This is a genomic window from Nonomuraea sp. NPDC049158 (genome assembly GCF_040648335.1).
GTDB lineage: Bacteria > Actinomycetota > Actinomycetes > Streptosporangiales > Streptosporangiaceae > Nonomuraea.
The window spans coordinates 219,798-243,194 of record NZ_JBEZDM010000006.1 but is presented as its reverse complement, the minus strand read 5'-3'; the positions used below and the strand labels follow the sequence as shown (position 1 = coordinate 243,194).

The following is a 23,397-nucleotide window of genomic DNA, read 5'->3' as shown; positions in this document are numbered from 1 at the left end:
TCAGTTACTGGATGGGCACCGCGGTGCCGGAGACCTTGACGCGAGAGTCGCCGGGAATGGTGCCGCAGGTCAGGAGGCTGGGCCGCCTCATGTCGACGCCCTGGTGAATGGTGAGAACTGCCCCGTCTTCGAGGCGTCCCAGCGTACGCAGGTAGCCGGTGAAGGCGGCGGCCGCGGCGCCGGTGGCGGGGTCCTCGACGACGCCGCCAGGTGGGAACGGGTCGCGGGCGTGGTAGACGGTGGGGGATTCGGGCCAGAAGAGGTGGACGGTGGTCCAACCCAAGTCAGCCATGATCTTGCCCAAGGCCTCGAAGTCGTAGTCGAGATCGGCCAGGCGGCTCCGGCTGGCCGCGGCCAGGACGAGATGGTCGTTGCCGGCGTTGGCGACGTGGGCCGGGTAGGCGGGGTCCAGGTCGTCGGCCGACCAGCCCAGTGCGGCGAGCACGGGCCGTACCTCCTCTTCGGAGGCTTGGCGGGTGGAGGTCGGCGGACTGGTCAGGGTGGCGGTGATCTCACCGGTCGGATCCGCGGCGATGTCCACCGGGACCGGGCCCGCCTGGGTGGTGAGGTTCACGGTTCCGGGGCCGATCCGCTCGCCGAGCGCGACCGAGGCGGCGATCGTCGCGTGGCCGCAGAAGGCGACCTCGGCCAGAGGGCTGAAGTACTGGATCCGGTACTGGCGCTCGCCCGTGGGGTGCAGGAAGGCGGTCTCGGAGTAGCCGAGTTCGGCGGCGATGGCGAGCATCTCCGCGTCTGACAACTCCCGGGCATCCAAGACCACTCCGGCGGGGTTGCCGCCAGTGGGAGTGGTAGTGAAAGCGGCATACCTTAGGACTTCGTTCATGCGATCATCATGGCGCTTGGGGTGGTTGCTCCGCACCTGGCGTGGCTTGGGCGTCTTCCTCCTCCACCTGCGCATAACCCGCGGAATGAACGGCCACGCCCAAGATCGTGCCAACCAGGATCGCGATCCCGGCGATCGTCATGATGTGCCAGAAACCGGCGACCACCCCGACGTACCCGAGCCCGAGCGCAGCCTGCTGCGCCACCAGCACGACAACGGAACTCGTCTGGCGCCGGCGGTAGGTCTCATGCCGGTTCAACACGATAAGAGCGGACAAGAGGGGGATGGCCAAGGAGAAAGCGAGCACGCAGATCTGGGCGGACAGATCAAGGGCAGCGGCTCCCGGGGTCAGGAACGGCTGCACCAAGACGACGCCGATGGCGATCAAGCCGCCGTACATCAGGTTGTTCTGCCGGAGAGTCTCGTCCTGATGTGATGCCCCCCGTTTCCGCCACCATTCACCTTGTGCGGCGGCTTGCCGCCTCCACCATGCTTCGTCCCGGATGTTCTCGTCCATGGCGACCATTGTGCAGACAGCGCGAGCCTGCCTCCACCGGCGTTCGCCGTCCGGAAGGCGAACTGGGCGGGATCGGCTGTGTCGATCCCGCCCGCCCCGCTCACCAGTTGCTGCTGGTGAGGCTCACCTCCTCCGGGGCGCGGCCAGGGGTGCCGGTGCAGACGTGGTTCTTCTCGGTTCCCGTGTGGTCCCGAAGCTTGGTCAGACACGTGCCGAGGGCCCGCTGACCGTAGTAATTGGGGTGAATTGATTCCTGGCTCTGGCCCTGGGATTCCAGGACGACCAGGAAGCGGGTCCATTCAGTCGCCGGGTAGCGGGTTCTCAAGAGAGTTGGCGGCGGTGGCTTGCTGCGCACGGTTGGCGCAGACCTCGTGGCCGTCGAACAGGTTGCGCAGATCGAGGAAGTCCACGTTCTGGGTACGGGCGACGTCCTTGAGCATGTCGGAGATCGCGGGAATGACGGTGTTACGGGCCCAGTCGGAGTCGTCGTTGAACATCGGGCAGCCGCCCACGTTGAAGCCGCGAGTCGCTGAACTCGTGGTAGCGGTTCTGATCGCCCAGCGGAACGGGAGACGGGTAGGACTGCAGGACGAGCCGGTAGGACCCATCGGCGTAGTGGGCATCGGTCATGGCCCGTTTGATTTCCCTTACGGCCTGCTCGACCTTGGGCTTCGTCTGTGCCAGGCCTGCACGGAAGACTGGCTCCTGGTCCACGTGGCAGTGCTCGATCCTATGCTGCTTCTGCCATCTCTTGACGCATTTCTCAAGGACGGAGGCGAAGCCGAGGTCGTGGCCGCCGCCTGGATCGGGTCAGTTGTGGGTCGCCGGTCGTCGGTCGCCGACGCGGACTTGCTCAGTCGTGGGCCGGCGGTCGCCGGCGCGGATTCGGCCATTGGCACCGCCAACCCCGCTGCGATGACAACCCCCGCCGCCAACACCCAGACCCGGTACGGCCGCACCGGTCGATCTCGTCTGCCAGAGGGTGGCCTGCGGCGATCCCCTGCCGCCTGTCTCGTCTGACGTCTCAGCATCGAAACCCCCGTATTGCGTGATGAGGGTCCCGTTCTAGCCAGGACGGCATCTCGCTCAGCGGGGTGACGCGCCTGGAAGAGGTTTCCTGGCTGATCATTGGCAGGTTGCATAGCGACGCCACGGCCGTCGCCGCCGCCGGTCACAGCGTCAGCGCGGCTCCGCGCCGTCGCCGCGTACGATCTTGTAGAGCCCGTACAGAGCCTCCAGACCGCCGAGGGCCATCAGAACCAGCCCGACCTTCGTCGGTGTGAACACGAAGATCTCAGTGTCGAGTCCGAACAACCACAGCGCCAGCCCTGCGGCGAAGACGGTCAGACCGGTGAGGAATGTCTTGCGGGCGGGGGCCATGCGGATCTCTTTCGATCATGAGGGACGTGGCGCCCCCGTTCTCTAAAACGCTAATAAAGAGCCAGGTCGGAGGCCTCCTGCGCGCTGAGGAGATCGGACTACATCTTTCGGGTGACGCGGCCGTGGGCGCGCGCGTACACGCCTGAGATTTGCTTACGCGGCGAACCAATAGATTCCGGCGAGCAGCACCAGCGGCGCTGCCCGCCACACCACCGGAGCCCGGGGCGTGGCGACTACGACAGCCAGGGGATACGCGACGAACCCGCTCAGGAAGGGGAGCACTGAGAAGAAGATTCCCAAGAAGCCGTCCTTGTCGGTGCCGTGCGTCAAGTGCCATATCGCCCCGACGAACAACATGCCCATGACGGCGACAGGCCATGCTGGACGGATTTCGCAGAGATACAACGCCGGCCAGCAGAGACCGCCCGGTATTCCCACGAGCAGCGACATCATGGCCAGCTCTGTGAGAGGGAAGTAATCGGGAAGCACTATGAACATCAGAATGATCGCCACGATCGTCCCGCTGGCGGAAAACACGCCGACGACCGCCGCACGTCCCATCCGGCCAGGTAACAGTCGTCCGAAAGGTGGCGCGGGTATCTCTTCCGTGATCACTCGCACATGATGCCACGGGAGGAAGTTCAGTCCGGCTCACACCATGGCCAGATAAGCGGCGAGCTTCTTCCGGCGACGAAGTCGAGATCCCCGAGCGGTGGCGAAGACGGAGGCACTCCTTGCCTCTGGCCGGTCTGCGCTGGCATCATGCCGCACATGATCGAGAGAATCGAGTCCTTCGTCCGCCGGTGAGCGTGATGACCGAGCCTGGACCGCTCGGACCCCAGATCAGCCTGTTCGACTACGCGCTGAGCCTGCACCAGCGAGATCCGAACTCTCCTCTACCGCGTGACGGCGAGCCGTACCCCGATGAGGAGCAATACCGCCGACGATCCCGGCGAGAAGTGCCAGAAGATCAACGGCTGGTCGGCGTGGATGTCGCCGCGATCCTGGACGCGCACTTCGCCAGAGCCGATGCACCGCCCAGCGAACTCGTTGATGCCTTCCACGACGTTGACGTCCCGATCCATCACAACGAGCACATCGCCGCAGCAGCGCTGCGGGCGGACGCACAGCGTGTTCAGCGGACCGGGCGATGGCTCGTACGCCACAGCGGCGATCGGCGCTCCGCCGTCGTGGGGCTGGCGTTGCTCGTCGCCGATTGGGCGGAAGAGGACATCCCGCTGATCCAGACGATTGGGCTGCTGTCGAACTGGTTCGGCCCATTGGCCGCCGATGCCCTGCGACGACGTCATGGTGGTGGCCAGGAGGCACTGATGTGGCTCGCACAAAGGGTCGCCGGATGGGGACGGGTCTACGTCATTGAGGTGCTCTGCCGGGGGAGCGCGTCGTCCAAGGCGCGCCCATGGCTGCTGCGTCACTCCTGCGACGGCGACTTCCTCAACGGCTACTTCGCCGGCCAGGTCGCCACCTCCGCTCACCTCCACGAAGCGATCACCGGGCCCGATGTCGACGACGATCTGATCGATCACACCGGCCGGCTGCTGAAGACCATGGCCGACTGCGGCGGCATGGGCCTGACCCTGGAGCACTATCCGCCGGCCCGCATCGTCCTGGACGCTTATGTCGGTCATCTCAGCCGCCAGACAGCGACCGTGAACAGGTATGTCGACGCCGCCATGATTGCCGACCACCTGGCCCAGAAACCGGCGGAAAGACTCGGTTGCACGCCCGAACAGCGAGACCGCCTCGTACGCCGATACCTGGCAGTGCTCGACCGGGAGGACTGGTGCGCGACGGTTCGCGCGGGCCATGACCCGGACAGCGACTTCTTCGCTTGGTTCGCCGGCAACGTAGCAGAGCGGCTGTGTCTACGAGCGTTCACCGATCCCAACGCTGAGAAATCATGAGTAAGGCCCTCCGCTTCGCCCGGGACCAGCTGGTTGGAGCGGGATTTCCACATCAATAGCGGGGATAGTGCCGCCCGAGCTCCTTGAGCGCCAATGCCCAGGGATAAGTGTCCAGATTCTCTCCTCCGGTCTCAGCGGGAGGTGGCTCGAATTGGCCGGGGCCGAGGAGGACGAGAACGCCTTCGGCGCGCAGGCTTTCGACGCTTCGGAGAAAGGGGTCGCGGGAGGCTAAAGCGCTGCTGACGAAGGGCAGGACGACGACGGGAATGCCCAGGCCGGGCGCCTCGGCGAGGAGGCCGAGAGCGTAGGTGTCGGCGATGCCCTGGGCGAACTTGTTGATGGTGTTGTAGGTCGCGGGGGCAACGATGATCGCGTCGGCTCTGGGGGGTTTCGGCTCGTGCGGCTTGCGGTACTGGCTGCGGACGGGGCGGCCGGTCTGCCGCTCCAGTTCGGGGACGTCGATGAAGTCCAGGGCGGACGGGGTGGCGACTATCTGGACCGTCCAGCCCTCGTCCTGGGCGTGGGTGACCAGTCGGCCGACGTCGGCGGCGGCTCCTGCGGCGCACACGATGATGTAGAGGATCTTGCTGGATTGGATCACGTGAGGACTCCCGGCGGCGCGGCATACTCGCGGGCTTCACGGTAAACGCTGCGGGGACTACCAGCGGTATCGGCACGCCCGATACGTTCCTCAGGTACTCCCGCCTCTTGGAGAGGAACCACGCCCCTCGTGAACGTCGGCATCATCGGGCAAGCCGCCGGCCTGTTCGCCGTCACCAACATCGACGACATCGTGATCCTGGCGCTGTTCTTCGCCCAGGGGGCCGGGCACCGCGGCGCCACCTCGCGGATCATCCTGGGGCAGTACCTCGGGTTCGCCGCCATCCTGGTCGTCGCCATCGCCGCCGCTTTCGGCGCCACTTTCCTGCCCGAGCCCGTCATCCCGTACCTCGGCCTGCTACCGCTGGCCTTGGGTCTCAAGGCCGGCTGGCAGGCGTGGCGCGACCACGTCAACGGAGAGGACGCCGACGACGAGCAGGCCGCTACGGGTGGACCCAAGGCGTTGGAGGTCGCCGCGGTCACTTTCGCCAACGGCGGCGACAACATCGGCGTCTACGTCCCTGTCTTCGCCACCGCCGGCATCGGCGGCATGAGCGTCTACGCTGTGGTCTTCCTCGTTCTGGTCGCCGTCTGGTGCCTGGCGGGCAGGTTCTTCGCCACCCGACCCGTCATCGCCAAGGCTCTCAGCCGGTGGGGGCACATTCTCCTGCCCATCGTCCTGATCGGGATCGGGCTGCTCATCCTCGTCCAAGGCGGTGCCTTCGGCCTCTGACCGGGTTTCTCGTCCTCGACGGATCGCCGCTCAGCTACCAGAGTGCTGTCGCCTCAGGACTGATCATCGAGCTTCGTGGGCCGCGGCGCCTCGAAGCAGGCGAGCCAGGTGGTGAGCAGCGACTCCAGTTGGGCGGCCTGCTCGGGTGTCAGGCCGTCGAGCAGGCGGTGCTCGTTCGCCACGTGTTCGGTGAAGGCCTGGTCGAACAGTTGCCGACCGGCTCGGGTGAGCGCGACGACCCGGCCGCGCCCGTCGCTCGCGCTGCGCTGGCGGGTGACCAGGCCGGCGCGTTCGAGCCGGTCGATGCGCTTGGTCATGGCGCCCGTGGTGACCATGGTGTGCGCGGCCAGCTCGCCGGGCGCGCGTTCGTAGGGCGCTCCGGCGCGCCGGAGGGCGGCGAGTACGTCGAAGTCTCCCTCGCCCAGCCCGTACTGGCGGTACACCACGCACAATCGCTCGGTCAGGTGACCGGCGAGGCGGTGCAGCCGCCCGATCACGCCCAGCGGGCTCACGTCCAGGTCGGGTCGCTCGCCCGCCCACGCTTGCTGGATGCGGGCGACGTGGTCGAAATTGTGCGTCACGCCACCAATATACCTTCCGTGGAAGCTATATTGCTTCCATGGAAGGTACTTTTCGGTGGGCGGCTGTGACCGCGCTCGCTCCGATCGCCTGGGGCTCCACCTATCTGGTCACCCACCGGTTCCTGCCACCCGATCACCCGCTGTACGGAGCGGTGATCCGGGCCCTGCCGGCCGGGTTACTCCTGCTGCTGCTCGCTCGGAAGCTCCCCCGGGGCGCGTGGTGGTGGCGTTCGCTGGTGCTCGGCACGCTCAACATGGGGGCGTTCTTCGCGCTGGTCTACCTGGCCGCCCAGAAGCTGCCGACGAGCATGGCATCGACGATCATGGCGACCTCCCCGGTGATGATGATGCTGTTCGCCTGGGCGGCGCTCGCCGAGCGCCCGAGGGTGGCGCACGTGACCGGTGCCGGGATCGGGATCGCGGGCGTCTGCCTGCTGCTGCTCGACGGTACGGCGTCGGTCGACGCGTCCGGCGTGCTGGCCTCCGTGCTGGCGATGGTCATGTCGTCGGCCGGCTATGTGCTGGCCAAACGGTGGAGCGCGGAGGTCGACGTCTTCTCGCTGACCTCCTGGCAACTCGTCGCCGGAGGGATCGCCGTGCTACCCGTCGCCGTCGCCGTGGAGGGCCCGCCGCCGTCCCTTGACGGCCCGGCGCTGCTCGGCTTCGGCTACGTCACGGTCGTCGCGACCGCGCTGGCGTTCGCCGCCTGGTTCGCGGGGCTGCGGCATCTGAGCGCTGCGACGGTGGGCCTGATCGGGCTGCTCAACCCGGTAACCGGCGTACTGCTCGGCACCGCGCTCGCCGGCGAGACGCTCACCGCGCAGCAGGTCTGCGGGCTGGTCCTGGTGCTCTCCGGCATCCTGCTGGGCCAGCCGGCCGCCAAGCGCCTCGTCACGCTGATCGCGACAAGGCTGAGTCACACCATGGCCAGATAAGCGGTGAGCTCCTCCGCCGACGAGGTCGAGATCCCGACATATCCATCCGGCCGGACCAGCGTGTGGCGCTCGGCGCCGTACGGCTCAGCCGGCTCGTACGCCCGCACCTCCGGCCCGCCGACCACGCGAGGCGCGGGATCAGGCGACAGCAGCGTGAAGTGCGTCCCCCGCAGCAGATCGAACATCCGAGCCTGAGACCCGTCGGCCAGCCGCACCCGGCCATCGGGCACGCGGTCCCCGCCCCGCCGGGCCAGCGAGCCGCCCCGATAGCTCACCGTCAGCTGGTGGGTCTCCTCGTCGCGTTTGTAGGCCTTCTTGTCGAGCAGGTCGGTGCTGAGGCCGAGTACGCGAGCGGCGACGGGCCGCCGCTCCTCCTCGTACGTGTCGAGCAGCGCCTCCGGCGCTCCGGCCAGCACCCGGGCGAGCTTCCAGCCCAGGTTGTAGGCGTCCTGTACGCCGGTGTTGAGCCCCTGCCCGCCGGCGGGCGAGTGCACGTGGGCGGCGTCCCCGGCGAGGAAGACCCTGCCGGTCCGGTAGCTGTCGGCCAGGCGGATGTTCACCCGGTACAGGGACGACCACAGCAGCTCGGTGACCCGAACCCCGCCCAGCATCGACCGTTCGCCGAAGACCCGCTGGAAGCCGGCGAGCGTCAGGTCCGGCACGACGCCCGGCTTCAGCGGGGCGACCATCTGGAAGGTGTCGGTGCCGGCCATCGGGAAGAGCGCCACCATTCCCCTGCCCGGCCGAACCCAGACATGGATGTGCTCCCGGTCGAGCCCCTCGACCCGTACATCGCCGAGGGCCATCCGATCCTCGTCGCGGGTCTCCCCGGCGAAACCGATGCCGAGCGCCTTGCGTACGAAGCTCTTGCCGCCGTCCGCCGCGACCAGGTAGTCCGCCCGCAGGGTCGCCCCGGTGCTCAGCGTGGCCGTGACTCCGCGCGCGTCCTGCTCGAAGCCGGTCAGCCCGGTGCCCTGCTCCACCTTTGCGCCCAGCTCGGTCAGCCGTTCACGCAGCACCGCCTCGGTAAGCCACTGCGGGTGCATCACCACCATGGGGTACGGCACCGCGTCCGTGGGGGTGACGAGCTTGTGCATGCGGCCCTGGTACACCGGCACCCTGCCGATCCGTGCCCGAAACGCCGGATAGAGCGTCGTAGCCGCCAGAACCCGGTCGATCACCCCCAGATCATCGAAGACCTCCTGCGTGCGGGGCTGCAGCCCCTTGCCCTTGGAGCCGCCTGAGGGCTCCGGCGCCTGCTCCACGATGCGGCAGTCGACGCCGCGCCTGGCCAGATCCACGGCGAGAGTGAGCCCGGTCGGGCCGCCGCCGACGATGAGTACGTTCGTCTTCTCGGTCATGGTGCGACCATGCCTGTCCGTACTGCCAGATCTCTGTCAGCATCCCGCCCGCCACTGTCATCGTCGGGTTGCGGGCGCCCTTGAGATACTTCCCCTATGTCCTCCGTGATCGCGATCTCCTTCCTCGTCCTCTATGCGGCCTGGATGATCATCGCGAACCTGCCCCGCCGAGACCGGGCGACGTCGCACGCGCTGGCGGATCGCACGGGCGTGGTCCTCTACTGGCGGCCCGGCTGCAGGTACTGCATGAGGCTGCGCATGCGTCTGCGCTTCACACGGCTGCGGCACGCCGAGGTGAACATCTGGCGAGACCCTGAGGCGGCGGCGTTCGTCCGCTCGGTGGCGAACGGCAACGAGACCGTACCGACCGTGACGGTGGCCGGAAAGGCGATGGTGAACCCGTCGAAGCAGCAACTGCTGGAGGCGGTCGAGATGGAGGCCCCGCACCTGCTGCCTGGCCCCGGCGGCCGCGGCTGACGTCACCACAGCCAGATGCCCAGTGCGAAACAGTTCACGGACGGGGATCGAGCCGAGCCACGTCTCGCACCATGCCCTTAAATCCATAGATCACTAGATACCAAGGATGCTGGCATACTGCCCGGATGTCCGACTTCGCTGACTTCTTTGCCGCCGGACGCGACGCCCTCCTGTCGGGCCGTGCCAGCCACGACCGGCCGATGGTGGAGGGTGGCGCTCGCTGGGGAGCCGCCGCGGTCCTGCGGCCCGCCGGTACGGTGCTCGACCGGCTGGTGGAGCTGGCCCGTGAGGCGGGTACGGTCGCCGGGCCCGGCCACTGGGCGCACGGCGCGGACTGCCTGCATGTCACGCTGCGCTCCCTGGAGCATTACCGGTCGGTCATCCCCGTGGACGATCCGCTACGGCGTGCCTGGGCCGACGCTCTGCGTGCGGCGGTCGAGGGGTTGCCGCCGGTCCGGGTGGTGCTGCGGGGGGTGAGTCCCCACGCGGGTGGGGTGCTCGCCTGTGGTTATCCGGTCGACGACGCGCTGCTCACCCTCCAGAAGCGGTTCGCGCACGGGCTGGCCGCTCGTGGAGTGCGCGACTTCGAGCGTGGCCGGGTGCGTGATCGCTGGTACGTCAGCCTCGTCCACTTCGCCGAGCCCGTGTCCGTGACGACGGCCGAGGCGATCGTCGGGTGGTGCGACGAGCGGGCCGACCTGCCGATCGGCCTCGCCGAACTCACCGCGGCCGAGATCGTCCAGGCCGTCCACACCGGGACCGGAGTGCGGCTCGACACGCTGGAGCGGGCCGAGCGCTGAGGTGGGCGCCAGCGCGCGTCCTCGAACCGCACCGACGCCCATCGCACAACCCTCCACCCCGACTCAGGCCCCCGGCGGTTACCTCACCAGCAGCGCGGTGACGAACTGCAGCAGGTGCCACGCCACATAAGCGCTGAGCGAGCAGAACGCCCACTCCTTGGCCCGCGCGATATGCGACACCCACCGCAACACCTCGGCCGGCTCCCGACGCGGCCGAGCCGTGATGGCGAGGAAGCCCGCCGCCACCAGCCAGGCCGCCCCCGACGCGGTCACCAGGCCCAGGGAGATGGCCAGCAGGGGACCCGACCCGGGCATCGGGTCGGTGGGGGAGAGCTGGCGGATCCAGGCGGCGAGCACTCCGGTGAGCACGGAGAGCGTGATCCGCCGGTCCTTGCGTCCTTGTCGCTTGAGCCAGTGCAGGTCCCGACTGAGCCAGCGCAGGTCACGACGCGGCTGGTTTCTGAGCATCCGGTTCACCTCCGTTGGAGTAGCTGGTAGCACCAGCTAACGGCAGGGAGCCGGTCAAGATCTGCGACCTCAGGTCGCGAAATTTACGACATTTGGCGGAGTTCTGCGGTGGCCTTCTTGAGCTCGAAGACGTCGCCCACCTCTTCCAGGATGCGTACCGCCTCCCTCAGGTGGGCCACGGCTTCCGTACGGTCCCCGACCCGGTGGGCGATCAGGCCGATGGCCCGCAGCGCGCAGCCCAGGTCGCGCCGGGTGCCGGAGACGAGATGCACGTCCCTGGCCTGCGACGCGAACGTCAGCGCCTCCACCGGCCGGTCCAGGTCCAGCAGGATCATGGCCAGTGTGGTGAGCGCCGCCGCCCAGCGGTCCCGGGTGCCGCTCTCGTTCTGCAGCTCGACCGTCTCCCTGGCGTACCCGAGCGCGGCGGCCGTCTTGCCCGCGACGTGCATGGCCTGCGCGATCGACAGCAGCGAGCTGGCCTTGTTGTCGCGCAGCTCCTCCCTGATCGCCAGCGACGCCTTGGCGGCGCGCAGCGCGTCCTGGTGCCGCTCGAGCGACAGGTACGTGTAGGCCAGCGTCTCCTGGACGTCCGCCTCGGCCCGGCGGTTGCCCATGCCCTGGACCAGGTCCAGCGCCTCCAGCGCGTGGACGAACGCCACCTGCGGCAACCCCTGGCGGCGCCGTACCCGCGCCAGCCGGTTGAGCATCCGGGCCTCGACCGGCAGGTCGTGGATCTCCCGGCTGATCGCGAGCGCCTGGTTGAGGTAGTCGTCGGCGCGCAGGTAGTCGGCCAGCCGCCAGTGCACCAGCCCGATGTCGCCGAGCGTCTCCGCCCGCCCCTGCTCGTGGTGGAGCTCCCGCTGTACGGCCAGCGCCTGCTCGTAGTGTTCGAGGGCCTCGTCGTAACGGGAGCCGTTGCGCGCGATGCGCCCCAGCGTGCACAGGGCCCGGCCGCAGCCGTGCTGGTCGCCGGTGGCCGTGTACCCGGCCAGGGCCCGCTCGGCGTCGCGCTGCGCGTCGTGCGGCAGCCGGAGCGAGTCGTAGATCTCGGCCAGGCAGAGCAGCGTCTCGGCCTCGCTGTGCTCGTCGCCCAGGTCGTGGCAGATCGCCAGCGCCTCCAGCCCCTCCGACAGGGCCGCGTTCGGCTCGCCCAGGTGGTGTTGTACGCGGGCCAGGATGATCAGGCTCTGCGCGGTGCCGTGCGGGTCGCCAAGTTGCTCGCGTACCTCCAGCGCCTGCCCGGCGTGGTGCAGCGCGAGCTCGTGCCGCTCCTGGGACAGGTGCAGCCGCGACAGCGAGTGCAGGCAGTCGGCGACCCCGGCCAGGTCGCCGATCTCCTGGTAGAGCTCCAGGGCCTCGCCCGCGCACGTGAGCGCGTCGGCGCTGTTGCCGGCGATGCCGTGTACCTCGGCCAGGTCGTTCAGGGCGCGGGCCCGGCCCTCGCGGTCGCCGAGCGAGGTGAAGTCGGACAGCGCCTCGCCGATGTAGCGGGCGGCCTGCGTGGAAGGGCCGATGTCGCGGTAGATCGAGCCGAGATGGCTGCGCATCAGCGCGATCGCCCGCCGGTCGCCGATCCGCGCCGCCGAGTCCAGCCCGATCTGCTGGATCTCCAGGTCGTTCTGGTAGTACCGCAGCCGCCTGAACGGCTCGAACACCGCCTCGGCCAGCCGCCAGGCAGCGTGGTGCGCGCCGGTCTCCTCCGCCAGCCGTACGACCGAGACCAGCGAACGGCGCTCGGCCTCGAACCACGCGCGCGGCGTGGCCGGATCGGTCGCCATGCCCAGGTAGTGGTCGAGCAGCCGGACCCTGGCCTCGCGCACGCCGGCCTCCGCGTGCCTGCCCAGCTCCCTGGCCAGCCGCTTGACCAGGTCGTGCACGCGATAGCGCGTCTCGGCCATCGGCTCCACCAGGTACGCCCGGTGCAGCCCCTCGACCGCGATCACCGCCTCGCCGACGGTGCCGCCCAGCGCGGCGGCCAGCACCTCGGGCGTGAAATCCCGGCCGGGCAGCAGCCCGACGTGCCGGAACGCGCGCCGCTGCGGCGGAGACAGCGACTCGTAGGCCAGGTCGAGCGCGGAGCGGAAGGCGTCCTCCGGATCACCGGACAGCGGCTGGGGCTGGCCGGGACCGCGCAGCTCGTGTACGCGCGACTCGACGCTCAGCCCGGGGTCCTCGGCGAGCTTGGCCGCCGAGATGCGCAGCGCGAACGGGTGGTACGAACAGACTCTGGCCAGCTCGGCCAGCGCGTCGCGGTCGGCGGCCCGGGGCGACTCCTCGCCGAGCACCGCGACCAGCAGCGCCACGGCGTTGCCCGGATCGAGGACGGACAGGTCCATCAGGTCGGCGTGCCCGGTCGCGCGCAGCGGCGCCATCCTGGTCCTGCTGGTCACCAGCACCACGCAGTCCTTGCTGCCGGGCAGCAGCGCCCGTACCTGGGCCGGGTCGGCGGCGTTGTCCAGGATGAGCAGCAGCTTGCGCCCGGCCAGCCGGCTCCGGTACAGCAGCATCAACTCGGCCTCGTCGGCGGCGGGCATGTGCTCGCCGACGCCGAGCGAGCGCAGGATCTGCCCGAGCGCCTCGGCCGGGTTCATGGGCGGCTGGCTGGGGGACTGTCCGCGCAGGTCGATCACGATCTGCCCGTCGGGAAACCGGGCCGCCTGCTGGTGCGCCCAGCGCGTCACGAGCGCCGTCTTCCCCACGCCGGGAAGGCCCTGTACGACCATCGTGTTCGGGCGGCGCGGCCGGTCCAGCCACGAGGTGAGCAGATCGAGGCTCTGCTGCCGCCCGGTGAAGTCGGACACGTCGGCGGGCAGCTGAGCGGGCCGGGGCACCTCTCCGGCGGGCAACGGCTCGGCCGGCGCACCCGGCCGGGTCAGGAACGGTGTGACCCGCCCCTCCCAGGGCGCGGACAGGTGCTCCCAGGCCCCGGCGACGCCTCGCAACGCCACCGCGTCGGCGATCCGCAGTCGCCGATAACCGGGCCGGACCAGCCACCCCTGCCGAACCCACCGGGTCAGCTGCCGCTGCACCACATCGGGCGCGCTGCCCACCAGATCGGCCAGCGTCTCCATGGACAGGGGCGGTGCCGACTCGCCGGCGAGCCCGTAGCGCTCGTCCAGGTGCAGCAGCCACACGGCCAGCCGCGCGGCGACGGGCGCCCGTGCCAGCGCCTCATGTCGGCGCGCGGCGACGTCCCTGGCGAACAGTTCCTGCACCAGCGCCATGGCCACCGCCGTATTGGCCGCGGCGTGCTCGCGTAATGTCCGTACGTCGATGGACCAGGCGCGAACCTCGGTCAGCGCGTCGATCCGAACCCGTTCGCCCGGGCTCCAGAACGCCAATTCCCCGACGAGATCGCCGCCGGCCCGCAGATCGTGAATGCCGTCGCGCTCGCCGCCCGCTAAATACTCCCGCGCATAGCCATAATCGATCACAAATACCCGGTTGCTCGGCCGAAATGCAGAACAAATGCTCTCGTTACGCCGAAAAATTCGGGGCCGCGCGCCTTCTTCGACCAGCGACCGGAAGATCCCCACCCCGACACCACCCCATCTCGGGACGGCGGTGTCCACGACCGAAACAGCCCACACGACATGACAGCGACACGACGGCCGAGGGCCGCCCTGTCACATCAGTGGAACCCTGGGGGCGTCACATGTCAACGTCACATGTCAACTACGCGTCGCTCCGAGCAGGTCGCGACGCGGGATAGGGACGGTCAGACGTGGGCCGGGTCGGTCCGGTCGGGGACGAAGCGGTAGCCCACGTTGCGGACCGTGCCGATCAGCGACTCGTACTCGGTGCCCAGCTTCGCGCGCAGCCGCCGGACGTGCACGTCGACGGTCCGGGTGCCCCCGAAGTAGTCGTAGCCCCACACCTCCTGCAGCAGCTGGGCGCGGGTGAACACCCGGCCCGGATGCTGCGCGAGGTATTTCAGCAGCTCGAACTCCTTGAACGTCAGATCGAGCACCCGCCCCCGCAGCCGCGCCGTATATGTCGCCTCATCAATGGACAAATCGCCACTGCGGATCTCGTCCGGAACATCCTCGGCCTGAGACGTACGGCCGACGGCCATCCGCAGCCGCGCCTCCACCTCGGCCGGCCCCGCGCTGTCGAGCAGCACGTCGTCGACGCCCCACTCGGCGGTCATGGCCGCCAGCCCGCCCTCGGTGACGACCACCAGCAGCGGGCAGTCGATGCCGGTCGTGCGGATCAGCCGGCACAGGCTTTTGGCCTGCACCAACTCCTTTCGGGCATCGACCAGAACGGCGTCGGCGGGCGGCGTGTCGATCAGCGCGGACGCCTCGGCGGGCGAGACGCGGACCGAGTGGAGCAGCAACCCCAGGGCCGGTAGCACCTCGGCCGACGGCTCAAGGGCGTTGGTCAGCAGGAGCAGGTTGCTCATATCGGCCTCCTCAAACACGCAAGGACCCGGGGGCTTCATCGCCCAGGTCCTGTAGGCGAGGATATCTCACGCGAACGTCGAGTCCATTGCGCGTCCACCAGATGAACAGCGCAAACCGTGGATCGCCGATGTTAACGCGGTCGCACAATGGAGTCTGGAAGAATGTGAGGTGGCCATGGCCACGGGAAAGGTACGTTATTGGGCCGCTGCGAAAGAGGCGGCCGGAGTCGCCGAGGAGCCGTTCGACGCGGCCACACTTGGTGAACTCATGACCAAAATCACACAAAATCGTGCCGAATTGGCCCGCGTGGTCAGCCGTTCGTCGTTCCTGGTCGACGGCTCGCCGGTGGGCAAACGGGCCCACGAGGAGGTGATCCTCGGCGACGGAGCGACGGTCGAGGTGCTGCCGCCCTTCGCCGGGGGGTGATCGAGCGCTCGGCCAGGGCATGAGGCCTTCCAGTCGATAAGCTCATGATCCCCCGTGAGACAGGATGTCCGATGCGCAAACTGATCGTTTTCCTGATCGTGCTGGTCGTTCTCCTCGCTGTCGTCGACCGGGTGGCGGTCACCGGAGTGCAGCGTGACCTGGCCAACAGGATCTCCGCCGCGGCCGACCTCGACAGCCAGCCGACGGTGACCATCGAGGGCATCCCCTTTCTCACACAGGCGGTCTCCGGCCACTATCCAGAGGTACGGTTCAATCTCGGCACTCTCACCTACGGGGGAGTTCCGGTGAAGGACCTGCAGGGCGTCGCCTACGACGTGACCGCCCCGCTGGCCGACGTGCTCCAGAACAGAGCCAACGTCCGGGCCGGGCGCCTGACCGTCCATGGCACTCTGACCAGGGCGACGATCGACAAGTACGCACCGCAGGGCGTCAAGATCTCCGGGAACGGCCAGCGGCTCGTCGCGTCGGGTGAGGTGACGGTAGGGGTGAACAAGGTGAAGTTCAACGCGGAGATGCGCGTCCAGGTGACCGACGGCGGCATCAAGCTCCAGGCGGAGAAGATCCAAGGCGTGCCCGACGCGCTCGCGAAGTTCGTGACCTTCCCGATCCCGTTCAAGGGGAAGCTCCCGTTCGATGTGAAGGTGACCGGAGTGAGGAGCGTGGCCGACGGGTTGGAGATCGCGGCCGAAGCGTCTGACGTGCCGCTCCGTGGATGACATCGAACCGGTCGGCCCCGCCGTACGTGATGAGGGTGTGACTGCAGCCGACACCGCCGACGAGGAACTGGTCAGGACCCTCTTCGACGAGCACGCTGGGCCACTCTACGGATACGTGCTGCGACTCACGGGCGATTCGGGACGAGCGGAGGACATCGTGCAGGAAACGCTGCTGCGGGCTTGGCGGCATCCTGACGCCCTCACCGGCCGCCCGATACGTGCCTGGCTGTTCACCGTCGCCCGTAATCTCGTCGTGGACCAGCACCGCGCCCGCAAGGCGCGCCCGCAGGAGACCGGCGACGAGGCGCTCGCCGTACTCCCCGCGGACGACGAGCTGGAGCGGGCGGTCGAGTCATGGGCCGTGGCCGAGGCGCTGGCCGCGCTGCGGCCCGAGCACCGTGAGGTGCTGATGGAGGTCTACTACCGGGGGAGATCGGTGAAGGAGGCGTCGGCCACGCTGGGCATCCCGCCGGGCACGGTCAAGTCACGCACCTACTACGCGCTGCGCGCGCTCCGGCTCGCGCTCGAGGAGCGAGGGCTGGCGCCGTGATGACGTGTGAGGAGGTCCGGCTGGCACTGGGCGCGCACGCGCTCGGCGCGCTGGAGCCCGACGAGGCGTTGGAGATCGACACCCACCTGGCGACCTGCGAGGTGTGCGGCGCCGAGCTGCTCGACCTGGAGGGCGTCGCGTCCTTCCTCGGCAAGGTGTCGGAGCGCGACATCGAGCTGGTGTCCAGCCCTCCGCGCCAGGTGCTCGACCGGTTGCTGAACGCCAGTGCCCGGCGCCACCGGAGAGGACGCGCGTTGCTGGCCGTGGCCGCCTCCGTCGCGGTGATGGCGGTCGGCGTCACGGTGTGGATGGGCTCCCAGCAGCCGGACGGCATCCAGACCGCCGCTCAGCCCGCCGCCACCTCCGCAGGGATCGAGTCCCATGCGGAAGCGCCGTACGCCGCGACGGACAGCGCGCCGAACGACGCGCGGCTCAAGAAGTCCGAGGCGCGGCCGACTCCGCGGCCATCGGCGAGCCAGACGGCGCCCGGCCGCGAGTTCCCCGGCGAGAACGCGGCCAAGGGCTATCACGCGAGCGTGACGGCCTTTCCCGGCGGCGAGGTGACGAAACTGTCGGTGCGGGTCAGTGGCCTGCCGCTCGGTACGACGTGCCGGCTGGTGGTGTTCGCCAAGAACGGCGCGTCCGACTCCACCATGAGCTGGAAGGTCAGCCGGGAGACCTACGAGAACAAGGCCGTCTTCCCGCGCCAGACCCGGATCCCGATGAACGACATCGCCAGGTTCGAGGTCGTCGACGCGGGCGGCAAGGTGCTCGTCAAGATCCCGGCCCCGAAGGGGAAGTAAAGCGTCCCCTCCGAGGTTGCACCACGAGATGACAGGACTGTGGGTGGCGCTGGCGACGCTGGCGCTCGGCTCGGTGATCGGGGTGGTTCGACTGCGCCGCGACGGCAAGGTGCGCGACACGGCGCGGGCGGACGACCGCCTGGTCACGGCCGATCTGGGTGCCGACCTGGGGGAGCGGGCGACGCTCGTGCAGTTCTCGACCGCCTTCTGCCAGCCGTGCCGGGCGACCCGGCGGGTGCTGGCCGACGTCAGTGGGCTGGTGCCCGGGGTGGCGCATGTCGAGATCGACGCCGAGTCGCGTCTTGATCTCGTCCGGCGGCTCGACATCATGCGCACGCCGACGGTCCTGATCCTCGACAGCGCCGGAAATATCGTGAAAAAGGCGTCTGGCCAGCCACGCAAAGCGGACGTACTCGCCGCCTTGGCCGGGGCAGTATCCCACGTTTCGTCTCAGAACGCGGACGAGATGTGACAGATGCCGAGACGGCGAGTAGTGTCATCGCCATGAACCCATCGACAGAGCTGCTGACGAAGCGGCGCGCGGTTGATTTTTGCCGCGTAGCCACCGCGCTCTGTCGCGCTGCCTGAGGACGGTCTCGCGCGGACTTCCGATCCGCCCCAATCCGACCCCCTTCAGGAGCATCCTTCGATGCGTGCCGACCCTAGAGCGTTGCGTTTCAGCGCGGCCATCACGACTGCGATCCTCGCCCTCGTCCTGGTGACGGGGAGCGCCTGGCCATGGGCTGCCCACGTGCTGCTGGCGGTCCAGGCGCTGGTGTTCGCACTCGGCGTGGCAGGGCGCTCGCCTTACGTGATGCTCTTCAAGGCGCTCGTCAAGAGCGCTCCGAGGGAGACGGAGGACGCCCGCCCACCCCGCTTCGCGCAGGGTGTCGGGCTCGGCTTCGCGGTCGTGGGTCTGGTCGGATATCTCGCCGGGATCACGCCGCTCGCCCTCGTGGCCACGGCCGCGGCACTCCTCGCCGCCTTCCTCAACGCAGCCTTCGGATTCTGCCTCGGCTGCGAAACGTACCTGCTGATTCGCCGACTACTGCCCGCCGCCAAATTGGAGGTTCCCCAATGAGCCGCTCCGCCGTCCTGGTGGATGCCGAATGGGTCGAGGCCAACCTCGACACCCCCGGCGTCGTTCTCGTCGAGGTTGACGAAGACGCCAGCGCCTATGACAAGGGCCACATCCGTGGCGCCGTGAAGGTCGATTGGCAGAAGGACCTTCAGGACCCGGTCCGCCGTGACTTCGTGGACAAGACCGGCTTCGAGACACTGCTGTCCGAGCGCGGCATCTCCAACGACGACACCATCGTGCTCTATGGCGGAAACAACAACTGGTTCGCCGCCTACGCCTACTGGTACTTCAAGCTCTACGGCCACGACAACGTCAAGCTGCTCGACGGCGGGCGTAAGAAGTGGGAGCTCGACTCGCGCGAGCTGGTCAGGGACGTGCCGCAGCGCGCCAAGACCTCCTACGTGGCCCAGGAGCAGGACACGTCCATCCGCGCCTTCCGTGACGACGTGGTCGCCGCGATCGGCAAGCTCAACCTGGTCGACGTCCGCTCTCCCGACGAGTTCACCGGCAAGCTGCTCGCCCCGGCCCACCTGCCGCAGGAGCAGGCGCAGCGCGCGGGCCACGTGCCCACCGCTCGCAGCATCCCGTGGTCCAAGGCGGCCAACGACGACGGCACGTTCAAGACCGACGAAGACCTGCGCACGCTCTACGGCGAGGCGGGGGTCAACTTCGACAAGGACACGATCGCCTACTGCCGCATCGGCGAGCGTTCCGCGCACACCTGGTTCGTCCTGCACGAGCTGCTCGACCAGGCGAACGTGAAGAACTACGACGGTTCGTGGACCGAATACGGCTCGCTCGTGGGCGTGCCGATCGAGTTGGGGGAGGCCCGCTGATGACCACCACTCAGACCGCTCAGACCGCACCGGGTTGCGGAGCTCCGGAGCAGACCATCGCGCTGCCCGCGGGGATCGACCTGTCCACCCAGTCCGTGATCCAGGGCGTCGTGACGGGCGCCGGCACCGCCTACGCGCGGCTGCTCGACCACTCCGGCGAGTTCACCGGCGAGGTCGTCGTGTCCGACGAGGGCGTGTTCCGCTTCTTCGCCGCACCTGGCGACTGGACGGTACGCATCATCGCCGGCGGCGGCGTCACGCGTGACGTCAAGGTCCAGGCGAAGCTGGGCGAAGTGGCTCAGCTGGCCGTCGCCGTCTGACCCGGAAATGCCTAGCAGAAGGCCTGCGTCCGATCTCGGACGCGGGCCTTCTTCTTTCCGTTACGGCAAGCCCGGCAGGCCGCCACCCGCCGCACGGGGCGGGCGGCCTCCAGGAATACGGCCTCTGACCCCGCACGGGGCCGGGCGCCGAGACGAGACGGTGAGACCATGGCCGGTGAAGGGTGCAACGGAATCCGGCCCGATGGTGTTCTACCTGGTGTGAGTGACATCGACTGCCTCGACCCGGTGCGAAAGGCGCTGCTCGACGACCTCGACGGAGGGTTCGCCGAGCTGTTCGGCGCTTATCGCGGCGTGGTCTTCTCGACCGCGCTGCGGCTGAGCGGGCGGTGGGCCGATGCCGAGGACCTCACCGCTGAGACGTTCCTGCGTGCCTACCGTGCCGTCGCCGGCTATGACCGAGAACGGATCGCCGCCCTGCAACCGCGGGCCTGGCTCCTGACGATCCTGCTGAACATCTGGCGCAACTGCGCCCGTACCAAGTCCCGGAAGCCGCCCCCCGATCTGCGCGAGGAGCCGGTCGATACCGTTGATCCACGCGAGAGCGTGGAGGACGCGGCGGTGCGGCATGAGACCGGTGACAAGCTCGCCGAAATGCTCGGCATGCTGCCGGAGGATCAGCGGGTGGCCGTTGTCCTCCGGCATGTCGTCGATCTACCGGTCAGTGAGATAGCCACAGTCCTCAGGATTCCGCAGGGCACGGTCAAGTCGCATGTGTCACGGGGTCTGCGGCGACTGCGCACACTTGGAGGTGTCCGATGACCCAGGACCCGCTGCTTGCCGGACTCGCGGCACTGGCCACGGACGCGCCCGACGGGCTGCTGGAGCGGATCGCCGCGCGCTGGGTGACGGCGCCGAGCCCGCTCGGGGAGCTGTCCGTCGCGTTCACCGGCCAGGGCATCGCCTACGTTCATCGGGGCGAGGGCTTCGCCGCCGCCTTCAGAGCGCGTGCCGGACGTCCGCTGCTGCCCGCTGAGCGGCCGCCCGCCGGGCTGCTGCCCGCGCTGCGTACCGGCCGCTCCTCGGGGGTCGCGCTCGACCTGCGGGGGCTGAGCGACTTCCAGCGCGACGTCCTGCTGGCCGCCCGGACGATCCCCAGGGGCGAGGTACGGCCCTACGCCTGGATCGCGGCTCAGGTCGGCCGGCCCAAGGCGGTCCGCGCGGTGGGCGCGGCGCTGGGCGCGAACCCGGTGCCGCTGCTCGTCCCGTGCCACCGGGTGACCAGGTCCGACGGGGTGCCGGGCGACTACGTGTTCGGGGCGGCGGCCAAGGAGCGGCTGCTGGTGACCGAGGGCGTGGATCTGGACGCGGTGCGGCGGCTGGCGCGGGCGCGGGTGTTCTACCTGGCCAGCGACACCACCGGCGTGGTGTGCTTCCCGACCTGCCACAACGCCCGGCGCATCACCGCCGCGCACCGGCACGGCTTCCGCAGCCTCGCCCAGGCCCAGGAGGCCGGTTACCGGCCCTGCCGCACCTGTCGGCCCGCCCTGGCCGCCTGAGGCGCCCGCCCTGAGGGCGCGTCCTGAGCGTCCGTCAGGTATGGGTGTCCGGTCAGGTGCGGGTGTCCGTTGGGTAGCGCATCAGCAGTGAGGCTCTGACCTCGTCCGGGGGGACCGCGCAGTAGCCGTGCGGGACGTCCGAGCGCCACGAGATGTGGTGGCCGGGGCCCGCCGTCAGCGGCGCGTCCATCGGCCCCGCGATCAGTGTGCCGGCGTAGACCGTGAGGTGCTCGGTCACCCCTTCCAGATGCGCAAGGGAGGTCTGGGTGATGCCGGGCGGAATCCGCAGCCGATAGAGCTCATAGGTCACCCGCCCGTCCTCGAACACCTCCAGCAGCGCGGCCTCGATCGCCGTGCCGTGCACGACCTGCGGCGATGGCGGCGTGTCGAGTATCGCGCCGATCGGCACGCCGAGCTGCGCGGTGATGGCCCAGAGCATCTCCGCCGTCGCCTTGGCCAGGCCGGTCTCCACCTCGAGCAGCGTTGTCCGGTCGATGTCGGCGCGCCTGGCCAGTTCGGACAGCGAGACGCCCGCCGCCTGGCGCAGCAGGCGCACTCGTTGCCCGACGATGACCGGATCCGTGTCCAGCGCGGGCCGTGCCTCCATGTCGCTATGTTCCCCCACATCGCGCCGGATTGCGCCGGGCGCTCTGGTCTGTTGTGGGTATCTCCTTCCAGGTTCGTCATGAATGCGCGGCGATCATCACGCCTGGTAGTCGCATGTCTCGACATGTCGGTAGGATCCCGTGGGTGTCCGCGATGTCAGGAGTGATGGCCCCATCCCGGCCCGTGTCCGCACCGGGACCGATGCCGTCGCCGTTCTCTCTGCCCTTGCACGCGCTACGCATCGCCGGGAAGTGCGCGCTACCGCTGATCGCCTGGTTCTCGGCCGGTCAGGCGGTGCGCTTCGGGCTGCTCTACCTCGGTACGGAGATCTCTCATGGAGACGCCCGGCAGCTCCGCCTGGTCGCGACCATCGCGGTGCTGACGCTCATCGTCATGGCGTCGATGACGATCACCGCGGGCATGCTGTGGTCGGTACGCGGCGCGCTCTGGGAGATCAACGCCCGGCGGGCGGGGGGCGAGGAGGACGAGCGCTACTGGGTCTCCATGAACCGCGTCGCCCCCGCCTTCGCGGTCATCTACCTGACCTGGGGGTTCCATGTCGAGGACGCCCGGGACTTCGTACAGACGGACTTCCTGCACAACATCGACGACTTCTTCAGCGACAGCTTCCTCGGCAGGAGCAGCACGGTCGGGCGGGGGCTCATCGACCTCGACTGGCGGATCTCGTTCGGCCTGATGGCGGTGGCGTTCCTGCTGCGTGCGCTGTTCAGCAAAATGGTGGAGCGGGGTGACGGGACGGTCTCGGGGCTGGGCACCGCCCTGTCCGAGTTCGCCTTCGTGTTCTTCGGCCTGAACGCCACCTTCGTCCTGGCCAACGCGCGCTCCGACTGGGTCTCGCACCGCCTCGCCGTGTCCGCCTCGGGTGAGCTCGTGACCCAGGCCGAGCAGAGCATCCCCGGCTGGGAGGCGTTCTGGGGAGCGGTCGGTGAAGTCTGGCCGTACATCGTGGAGGGCGTCTTCATCCCGCTCACGTGGCTGACGGTGGCGGTGCTCGTCTTCGGCACGTACGCGGACGACGCCCGTACCATGCTCCGCGACACGCGCTTCGAGAAGGGGATCGACAAGCTCTACTCGACCCACTCGATCACGCAGAAGTCGGTCGAGCGGATCACCGGCGGCTTCCAGGAGCGCTGGGTCCCCTTGGCCAACTCCTTCAGGCAGACGCTGACGGGCGGCGTGGCGCTGTTCGGGATGATGTGCCTGTGTTACGTGTCGCTGCACGTCGGCGCGGAGTACGCGATGCGCGGGGTGCGGACGCTGATCGGGTCGAAGGTGGAGTGGCTCTGGATGCTCGTGGGCGCCCCCGTCGACTTCGTCAAGAACCTGATCGTCACGGTCCTGACCATGGCCCTGCTGGCCGCCGCCTTCGACATCGCGGCCACGCGGGGCCGCCGGATGGCTCCGGCGCCCGAAGCGCCGCAATCGCCCGCCGTACGAGGTGGCCAGATGGGCGTCAACGCCTGACGCGCCGCA

Annotated in this window: 30 protein-coding genes; 18 read left to right on the top strand and 12 right to left on the bottom strand. The window is 68.9% G+C overall.

Going from position 1 to position 23,397, the window contains the following annotated elements; all coding sequences use genetic code 11:
• Positions 1 to 4: 4 nt before the first annotated feature.
• The 3 genes from AB0B61_RS16350 to AB0B61_RS16340 all read right to left on the bottom strand — a co-directional run bounded on the left by AB0B61_RS16350 (position 5) and on the right by AB0B61_RS16340 (position 1,858).
• Positions 5 to 844, bottom strand: coding sequence for a PhzF family phenazine biosynthesis isomerase (locus tag AB0B61_RS16350; protein ID WP_358432168.1), 840 nt, complete (start codon positions 842 to 844; stop codon positions 5 to 7).
• A 7-nt stretch (positions 845 to 851) separates the two neighbouring features.
• The gene (locus AB0B61_RS16345) at positions 852 to 1,361 is read right to left on the bottom strand and encodes a hypothetical protein (RefSeq protein ID WP_358432167.1); all 510 of its coding nucleotides are present in this window, start codon (positions 1,359 to 1,361) and stop codon (positions 852 to 854) included.
• Between the two features lie 299 nt (positions 1,362 to 1,660).
• The gene (locus tag AB0B61_RS16340) at positions 1,661 to 1,858 is read right to left on the bottom strand and encodes a hypothetical protein (protein ID WP_358432166.1); all 198 of its coding nucleotides are present in this window, start codon (positions 1,856 to 1,858) and stop codon (positions 1,661 to 1,663) included.
• Between the two features lie 118 nt (positions 1,859 to 1,976).
• Between AB0B61_RS16340 and AB0B61_RS16335 the strand changes: the two genes are divergently transcribed.
• Positions 1,977 to 2,381, top strand: coding sequence for a hypothetical protein (locus AB0B61_RS16335; RefSeq protein ID WP_358432165.1), 405 nt, complete (start codon positions 1,977 to 1,979; stop codon positions 2,379 to 2,381).
• 159 nt (positions 2,382 to 2,540) lie between these two features.
• Here the strand turns inward: AB0B61_RS16335 and AB0B61_RS16330 are convergent, their stop codons facing one another.
• Together AB0B61_RS16330 and AB0B61_RS16325 are read right to left on the bottom strand one after the other, a co-directional pair.
• On the bottom strand, positions 2,541 to 2,741 hold the full coding sequence (locus tag AB0B61_RS16330) for a DUF5708 family protein (protein ID WP_357958197.1): 201 nt from the start codon (positions 2,739 to 2,741) through the stop codon (positions 2,541 to 2,543).
• A gap of 153 nt (positions 2,742 to 2,894) precedes the next feature.
• The gene (locus tag AB0B61_RS16325; protein WP_358432164.1) at positions 2,895 to 3,356 is read right to left on the bottom strand and encodes a hypothetical protein; all 462 of its coding nucleotides are present in this window, start codon (positions 3,354 to 3,356) and stop codon (positions 2,895 to 2,897) included.
• A 188-nt stretch (positions 3,357 to 3,544) separates the two neighbouring features.
• Between AB0B61_RS16325 and AB0B61_RS16320 the strand changes: the two genes are divergently transcribed.
• On the top strand, positions 3,545 to 4,666 hold the full coding sequence (locus AB0B61_RS16320; protein WP_358432163.1) for a hypothetical protein: 1,122 nt from the start codon (positions 3,545 to 3,547) through the stop codon (positions 4,664 to 4,666).
• Positions 4,667 to 4,718: 52 nt separating this feature from the next.
• Here AB0B61_RS16320 and AB0B61_RS16315 read toward each other — a convergent pair whose 3' ends face one another.
• Entirely contained in the window at positions 4,719 to 5,267 is a 549-nt protein-coding gene (locus AB0B61_RS16315) for a flavoprotein (protein ID WP_358432162.1), read from the bottom strand.
• 129 nt (positions 5,268 to 5,396) lie between these two features.
• Between AB0B61_RS16315 and AB0B61_RS16310 the strand changes: the two genes are divergently transcribed.
• Positions 5,397 to 5,999, top strand: a complete 603-nt coding sequence (locus tag AB0B61_RS16310) for a cadmium resistance transporter (protein ID WP_358432161.1) — start codon at positions 5,397 to 5,399, stop codon at positions 5,997 to 5,999.
• Positions 6,000 to 6,052: 53 nt separating this feature from the next.
• Here AB0B61_RS16310 and AB0B61_RS16305 read toward each other — a convergent pair whose 3' ends face one another.
• Entirely contained in the window at positions 6,053 to 6,580 is a 528-nt protein-coding gene (locus AB0B61_RS16305; protein WP_358432160.1) for a MarR family transcriptional regulator, read from the bottom strand.
• Between the two features lie 38 nt (positions 6,581 to 6,618).
• Between AB0B61_RS16305 and AB0B61_RS16300 the strand changes: the two genes are divergently transcribed.
• On the top strand, positions 6,619 to 7,515 hold the full coding sequence (locus tag AB0B61_RS16300) for a DMT family transporter (RefSeq protein WP_358432159.1): 897 nt from the start codon (positions 6,619 to 6,621) through the stop codon (positions 7,513 to 7,515).
• On the opposite strand, the gene AB0B61_RS16295 is transcribed toward AB0B61_RS16300, so the two are convergent.
• Positions 7,497 to 8,876, bottom strand: coding sequence for an FAD-dependent oxidoreductase (locus AB0B61_RS16295; RefSeq protein WP_358432158.1), 1,380 nt, complete (start codon positions 8,874 to 8,876; stop codon positions 7,497 to 7,499). The genes AB0B61_RS16300 and AB0B61_RS16295 overlap by 19 nt on opposite strands.
• A gap of 96 nt (positions 8,877 to 8,972) precedes the next feature.
• On the opposite strand from AB0B61_RS16295, the gene AB0B61_RS16290 reads away from it, so the two are divergent.
• Together AB0B61_RS16290 and AB0B61_RS16285 are read left to right on the top strand one after the other, a co-directional pair.
• On the top strand, positions 8,973 to 9,353 hold the full coding sequence (locus AB0B61_RS16290) for a glutaredoxin domain-containing protein (protein WP_358432157.1): 381 nt from the start codon (positions 8,973 to 8,975) through the stop codon (positions 9,351 to 9,353).
• Between the two features lie 125 nt (positions 9,354 to 9,478).
• On the top strand, positions 9,479 to 10,153 hold the full coding sequence (locus AB0B61_RS16285) for a hypothetical protein (RefSeq protein ID WP_358432156.1): 675 nt from the start codon (positions 9,479 to 9,481) through the stop codon (positions 10,151 to 10,153).
• Positions 10,154 to 10,231: 78 nt separating this feature from the next.
• On the opposite strand, the gene AB0B61_RS16280 is transcribed toward AB0B61_RS16285, so the two are convergent.
• The 3 genes from AB0B61_RS16280 to AB0B61_RS16270 all read right to left on the bottom strand — a co-directional run bounded on the left by AB0B61_RS16280 (position 10,232) and on the right by AB0B61_RS16270 (position 15,026).
• Entirely contained in the window at positions 10,232 to 10,621 is a 390-nt protein-coding gene (locus tag AB0B61_RS16280; RefSeq protein ID WP_358432155.1) for a hypothetical protein, read from the bottom strand.
• 83 nt (positions 10,622 to 10,704) lie between these two features.
• On the bottom strand, positions 10,705 to 14,055 hold the full coding sequence (locus tag AB0B61_RS16275) for a tetratricopeptide repeat protein (protein ID WP_358432154.1): 3,351 nt from the start codon (positions 14,053 to 14,055) through the stop codon (positions 10,705 to 10,707).
• A gap of 284 nt (positions 14,056 to 14,339) precedes the next feature.
• Positions 14,340 to 15,026 (bottom strand): response regulator transcription factor, encoded by a 687-nt coding sequence (locus AB0B61_RS16270; protein ID WP_358432153.1) that lies wholly within the window; start codon positions 15,024 to 15,026, stop codon positions 14,340 to 14,342.
• 175 nt (positions 15,027 to 15,201) lie between these two features.
• Here AB0B61_RS16270 and AB0B61_RS16265 point away from each other — a divergent pair, with 175 nt between their 5' ends.
• The 11 genes from AB0B61_RS16265 to AB0B61_RS16215 all read left to right on the top strand — a co-directional run bounded on the left by AB0B61_RS16265 (position 15,202) and on the right by AB0B61_RS16215 (position 21,297).
• Complete coding sequence (locus AB0B61_RS16265; RefSeq protein WP_357958303.1) at positions 15,202 to 15,453, top strand: MoaD/ThiS family protein; 252 nt, start codon at positions 15,202 to 15,204, stop codon at positions 15,451 to 15,453.
• Between the two features lie 71 nt (positions 15,454 to 15,524).
• A complete protein-coding gene (locus AB0B61_RS16260; RefSeq protein ID WP_358432152.1) occupies positions 15,525 to 16,190 on the top strand; it encodes a DUF2993 domain-containing protein in 666 nt (221 codons plus the stop codon).
• A 37-nt stretch (positions 16,191 to 16,227) separates the two neighbouring features.
• The gene (locus tag AB0B61_RS16255; RefSeq protein ID WP_358432419.1) at positions 16,228 to 16,740 is read left to right on the top strand and encodes a sigma-70 family RNA polymerase sigma factor; all 513 of its coding nucleotides are present in this window, start codon (positions 16,228 to 16,230) and stop codon (positions 16,738 to 16,740) included.
• Positions 16,740 to 17,543: a zf-HC2 domain-containing protein gene (locus AB0B61_RS16250; protein WP_358432417.1), complete on the top strand. Its 804-nt coding sequence runs from the start codon at positions 16,740 to 16,742 to the stop codon at positions 17,541 to 17,543. The genes AB0B61_RS16255 and AB0B61_RS16250 overlap by 1 nt, the downstream gene beginning before the upstream one ends.
• 28 nt (positions 17,544 to 17,571) lie before the next feature.
• A complete protein-coding gene (locus tag AB0B61_RS16245) occupies positions 17,572 to 18,015 on the top strand; it encodes a thioredoxin family protein (RefSeq protein WP_358432151.1) in 444 nt (147 codons plus the stop codon).
• Positions 18,016 to 18,047: 32 nt separating this feature from the next.
• A complete protein-coding gene (locus AB0B61_RS16240) occupies positions 18,048 to 18,131 on the top strand; it encodes a putative leader peptide (protein WP_350668905.1) in 84 nt (27 codons plus the stop codon).
• 61 nt (positions 18,132 to 18,192) lie between these two features.
• The gene (locus AB0B61_RS16235) at positions 18,193 to 18,624 is read left to right on the top strand and encodes a DUF4395 domain-containing protein (RefSeq protein ID WP_358432150.1); all 432 of its coding nucleotides are present in this window, start codon (positions 18,193 to 18,195) and stop codon (positions 18,622 to 18,624) included.
• Entirely contained in the window at positions 18,621 to 19,460 is an 840-nt protein-coding gene (locus AB0B61_RS16230) for a sulfurtransferase (protein ID WP_358432149.1), read from the top strand. The genes AB0B61_RS16235 and AB0B61_RS16230 overlap by 4 nt, the downstream gene beginning before the upstream one ends.
• Entirely contained in the window at positions 19,460 to 19,780 is a 321-nt protein-coding gene (locus AB0B61_RS16225) for a DUF1416 domain-containing protein (RefSeq protein WP_358432148.1), read from the top strand. The genes AB0B61_RS16230 and AB0B61_RS16225 overlap by 1 nt, the downstream gene beginning before the upstream one ends.
• Positions 19,781 to 19,999: 219 nt before the next feature.
• Positions 20,000 to 20,560, top strand: coding sequence for an RNA polymerase sigma factor (locus tag AB0B61_RS16220; RefSeq protein WP_358432147.1), 561 nt, complete (start codon positions 20,000 to 20,002; stop codon positions 20,558 to 20,560).
• Positions 20,557 to 21,297: a methylated-DNA--[protein]-cysteine S-methyltransferase gene (locus AB0B61_RS16215; RefSeq protein WP_358432146.1), complete on the top strand. Its 741-nt coding sequence runs from the start codon at positions 20,557 to 20,559 to the stop codon at positions 21,295 to 21,297. The genes AB0B61_RS16220 and AB0B61_RS16215 overlap by 4 nt, the downstream gene beginning before the upstream one ends.
• Positions 21,298 to 21,349: 52 nt before the next feature.
• Here AB0B61_RS16215 and AB0B61_RS16210 read toward each other — a convergent pair whose 3' ends face one another.
• Positions 21,350 to 21,904 carry an XRE family transcriptional regulator gene (locus AB0B61_RS16210; protein ID WP_358432145.1) on the bottom strand — a complete coding sequence of 185 codons (555 nt, stop codon included), beginning with the start codon at positions 21,902 to 21,904 and terminating at the stop codon, positions 21,350 to 21,352.
• A gap of 224 nt (positions 21,905 to 22,128) precedes the next feature.
• On the opposite strand from AB0B61_RS16210, the gene AB0B61_RS16205 reads away from it, so the two are divergent.
• Positions 22,129 to 23,388 (top strand): hypothetical protein, encoded by a 1,260-nt coding sequence (locus tag AB0B61_RS16205; RefSeq protein WP_358432144.1) that lies wholly within the window; start codon positions 22,129 to 22,131, stop codon positions 23,386 to 23,388.
• Positions 23,389 to 23,397 lie beyond the last annotated feature (9 nt).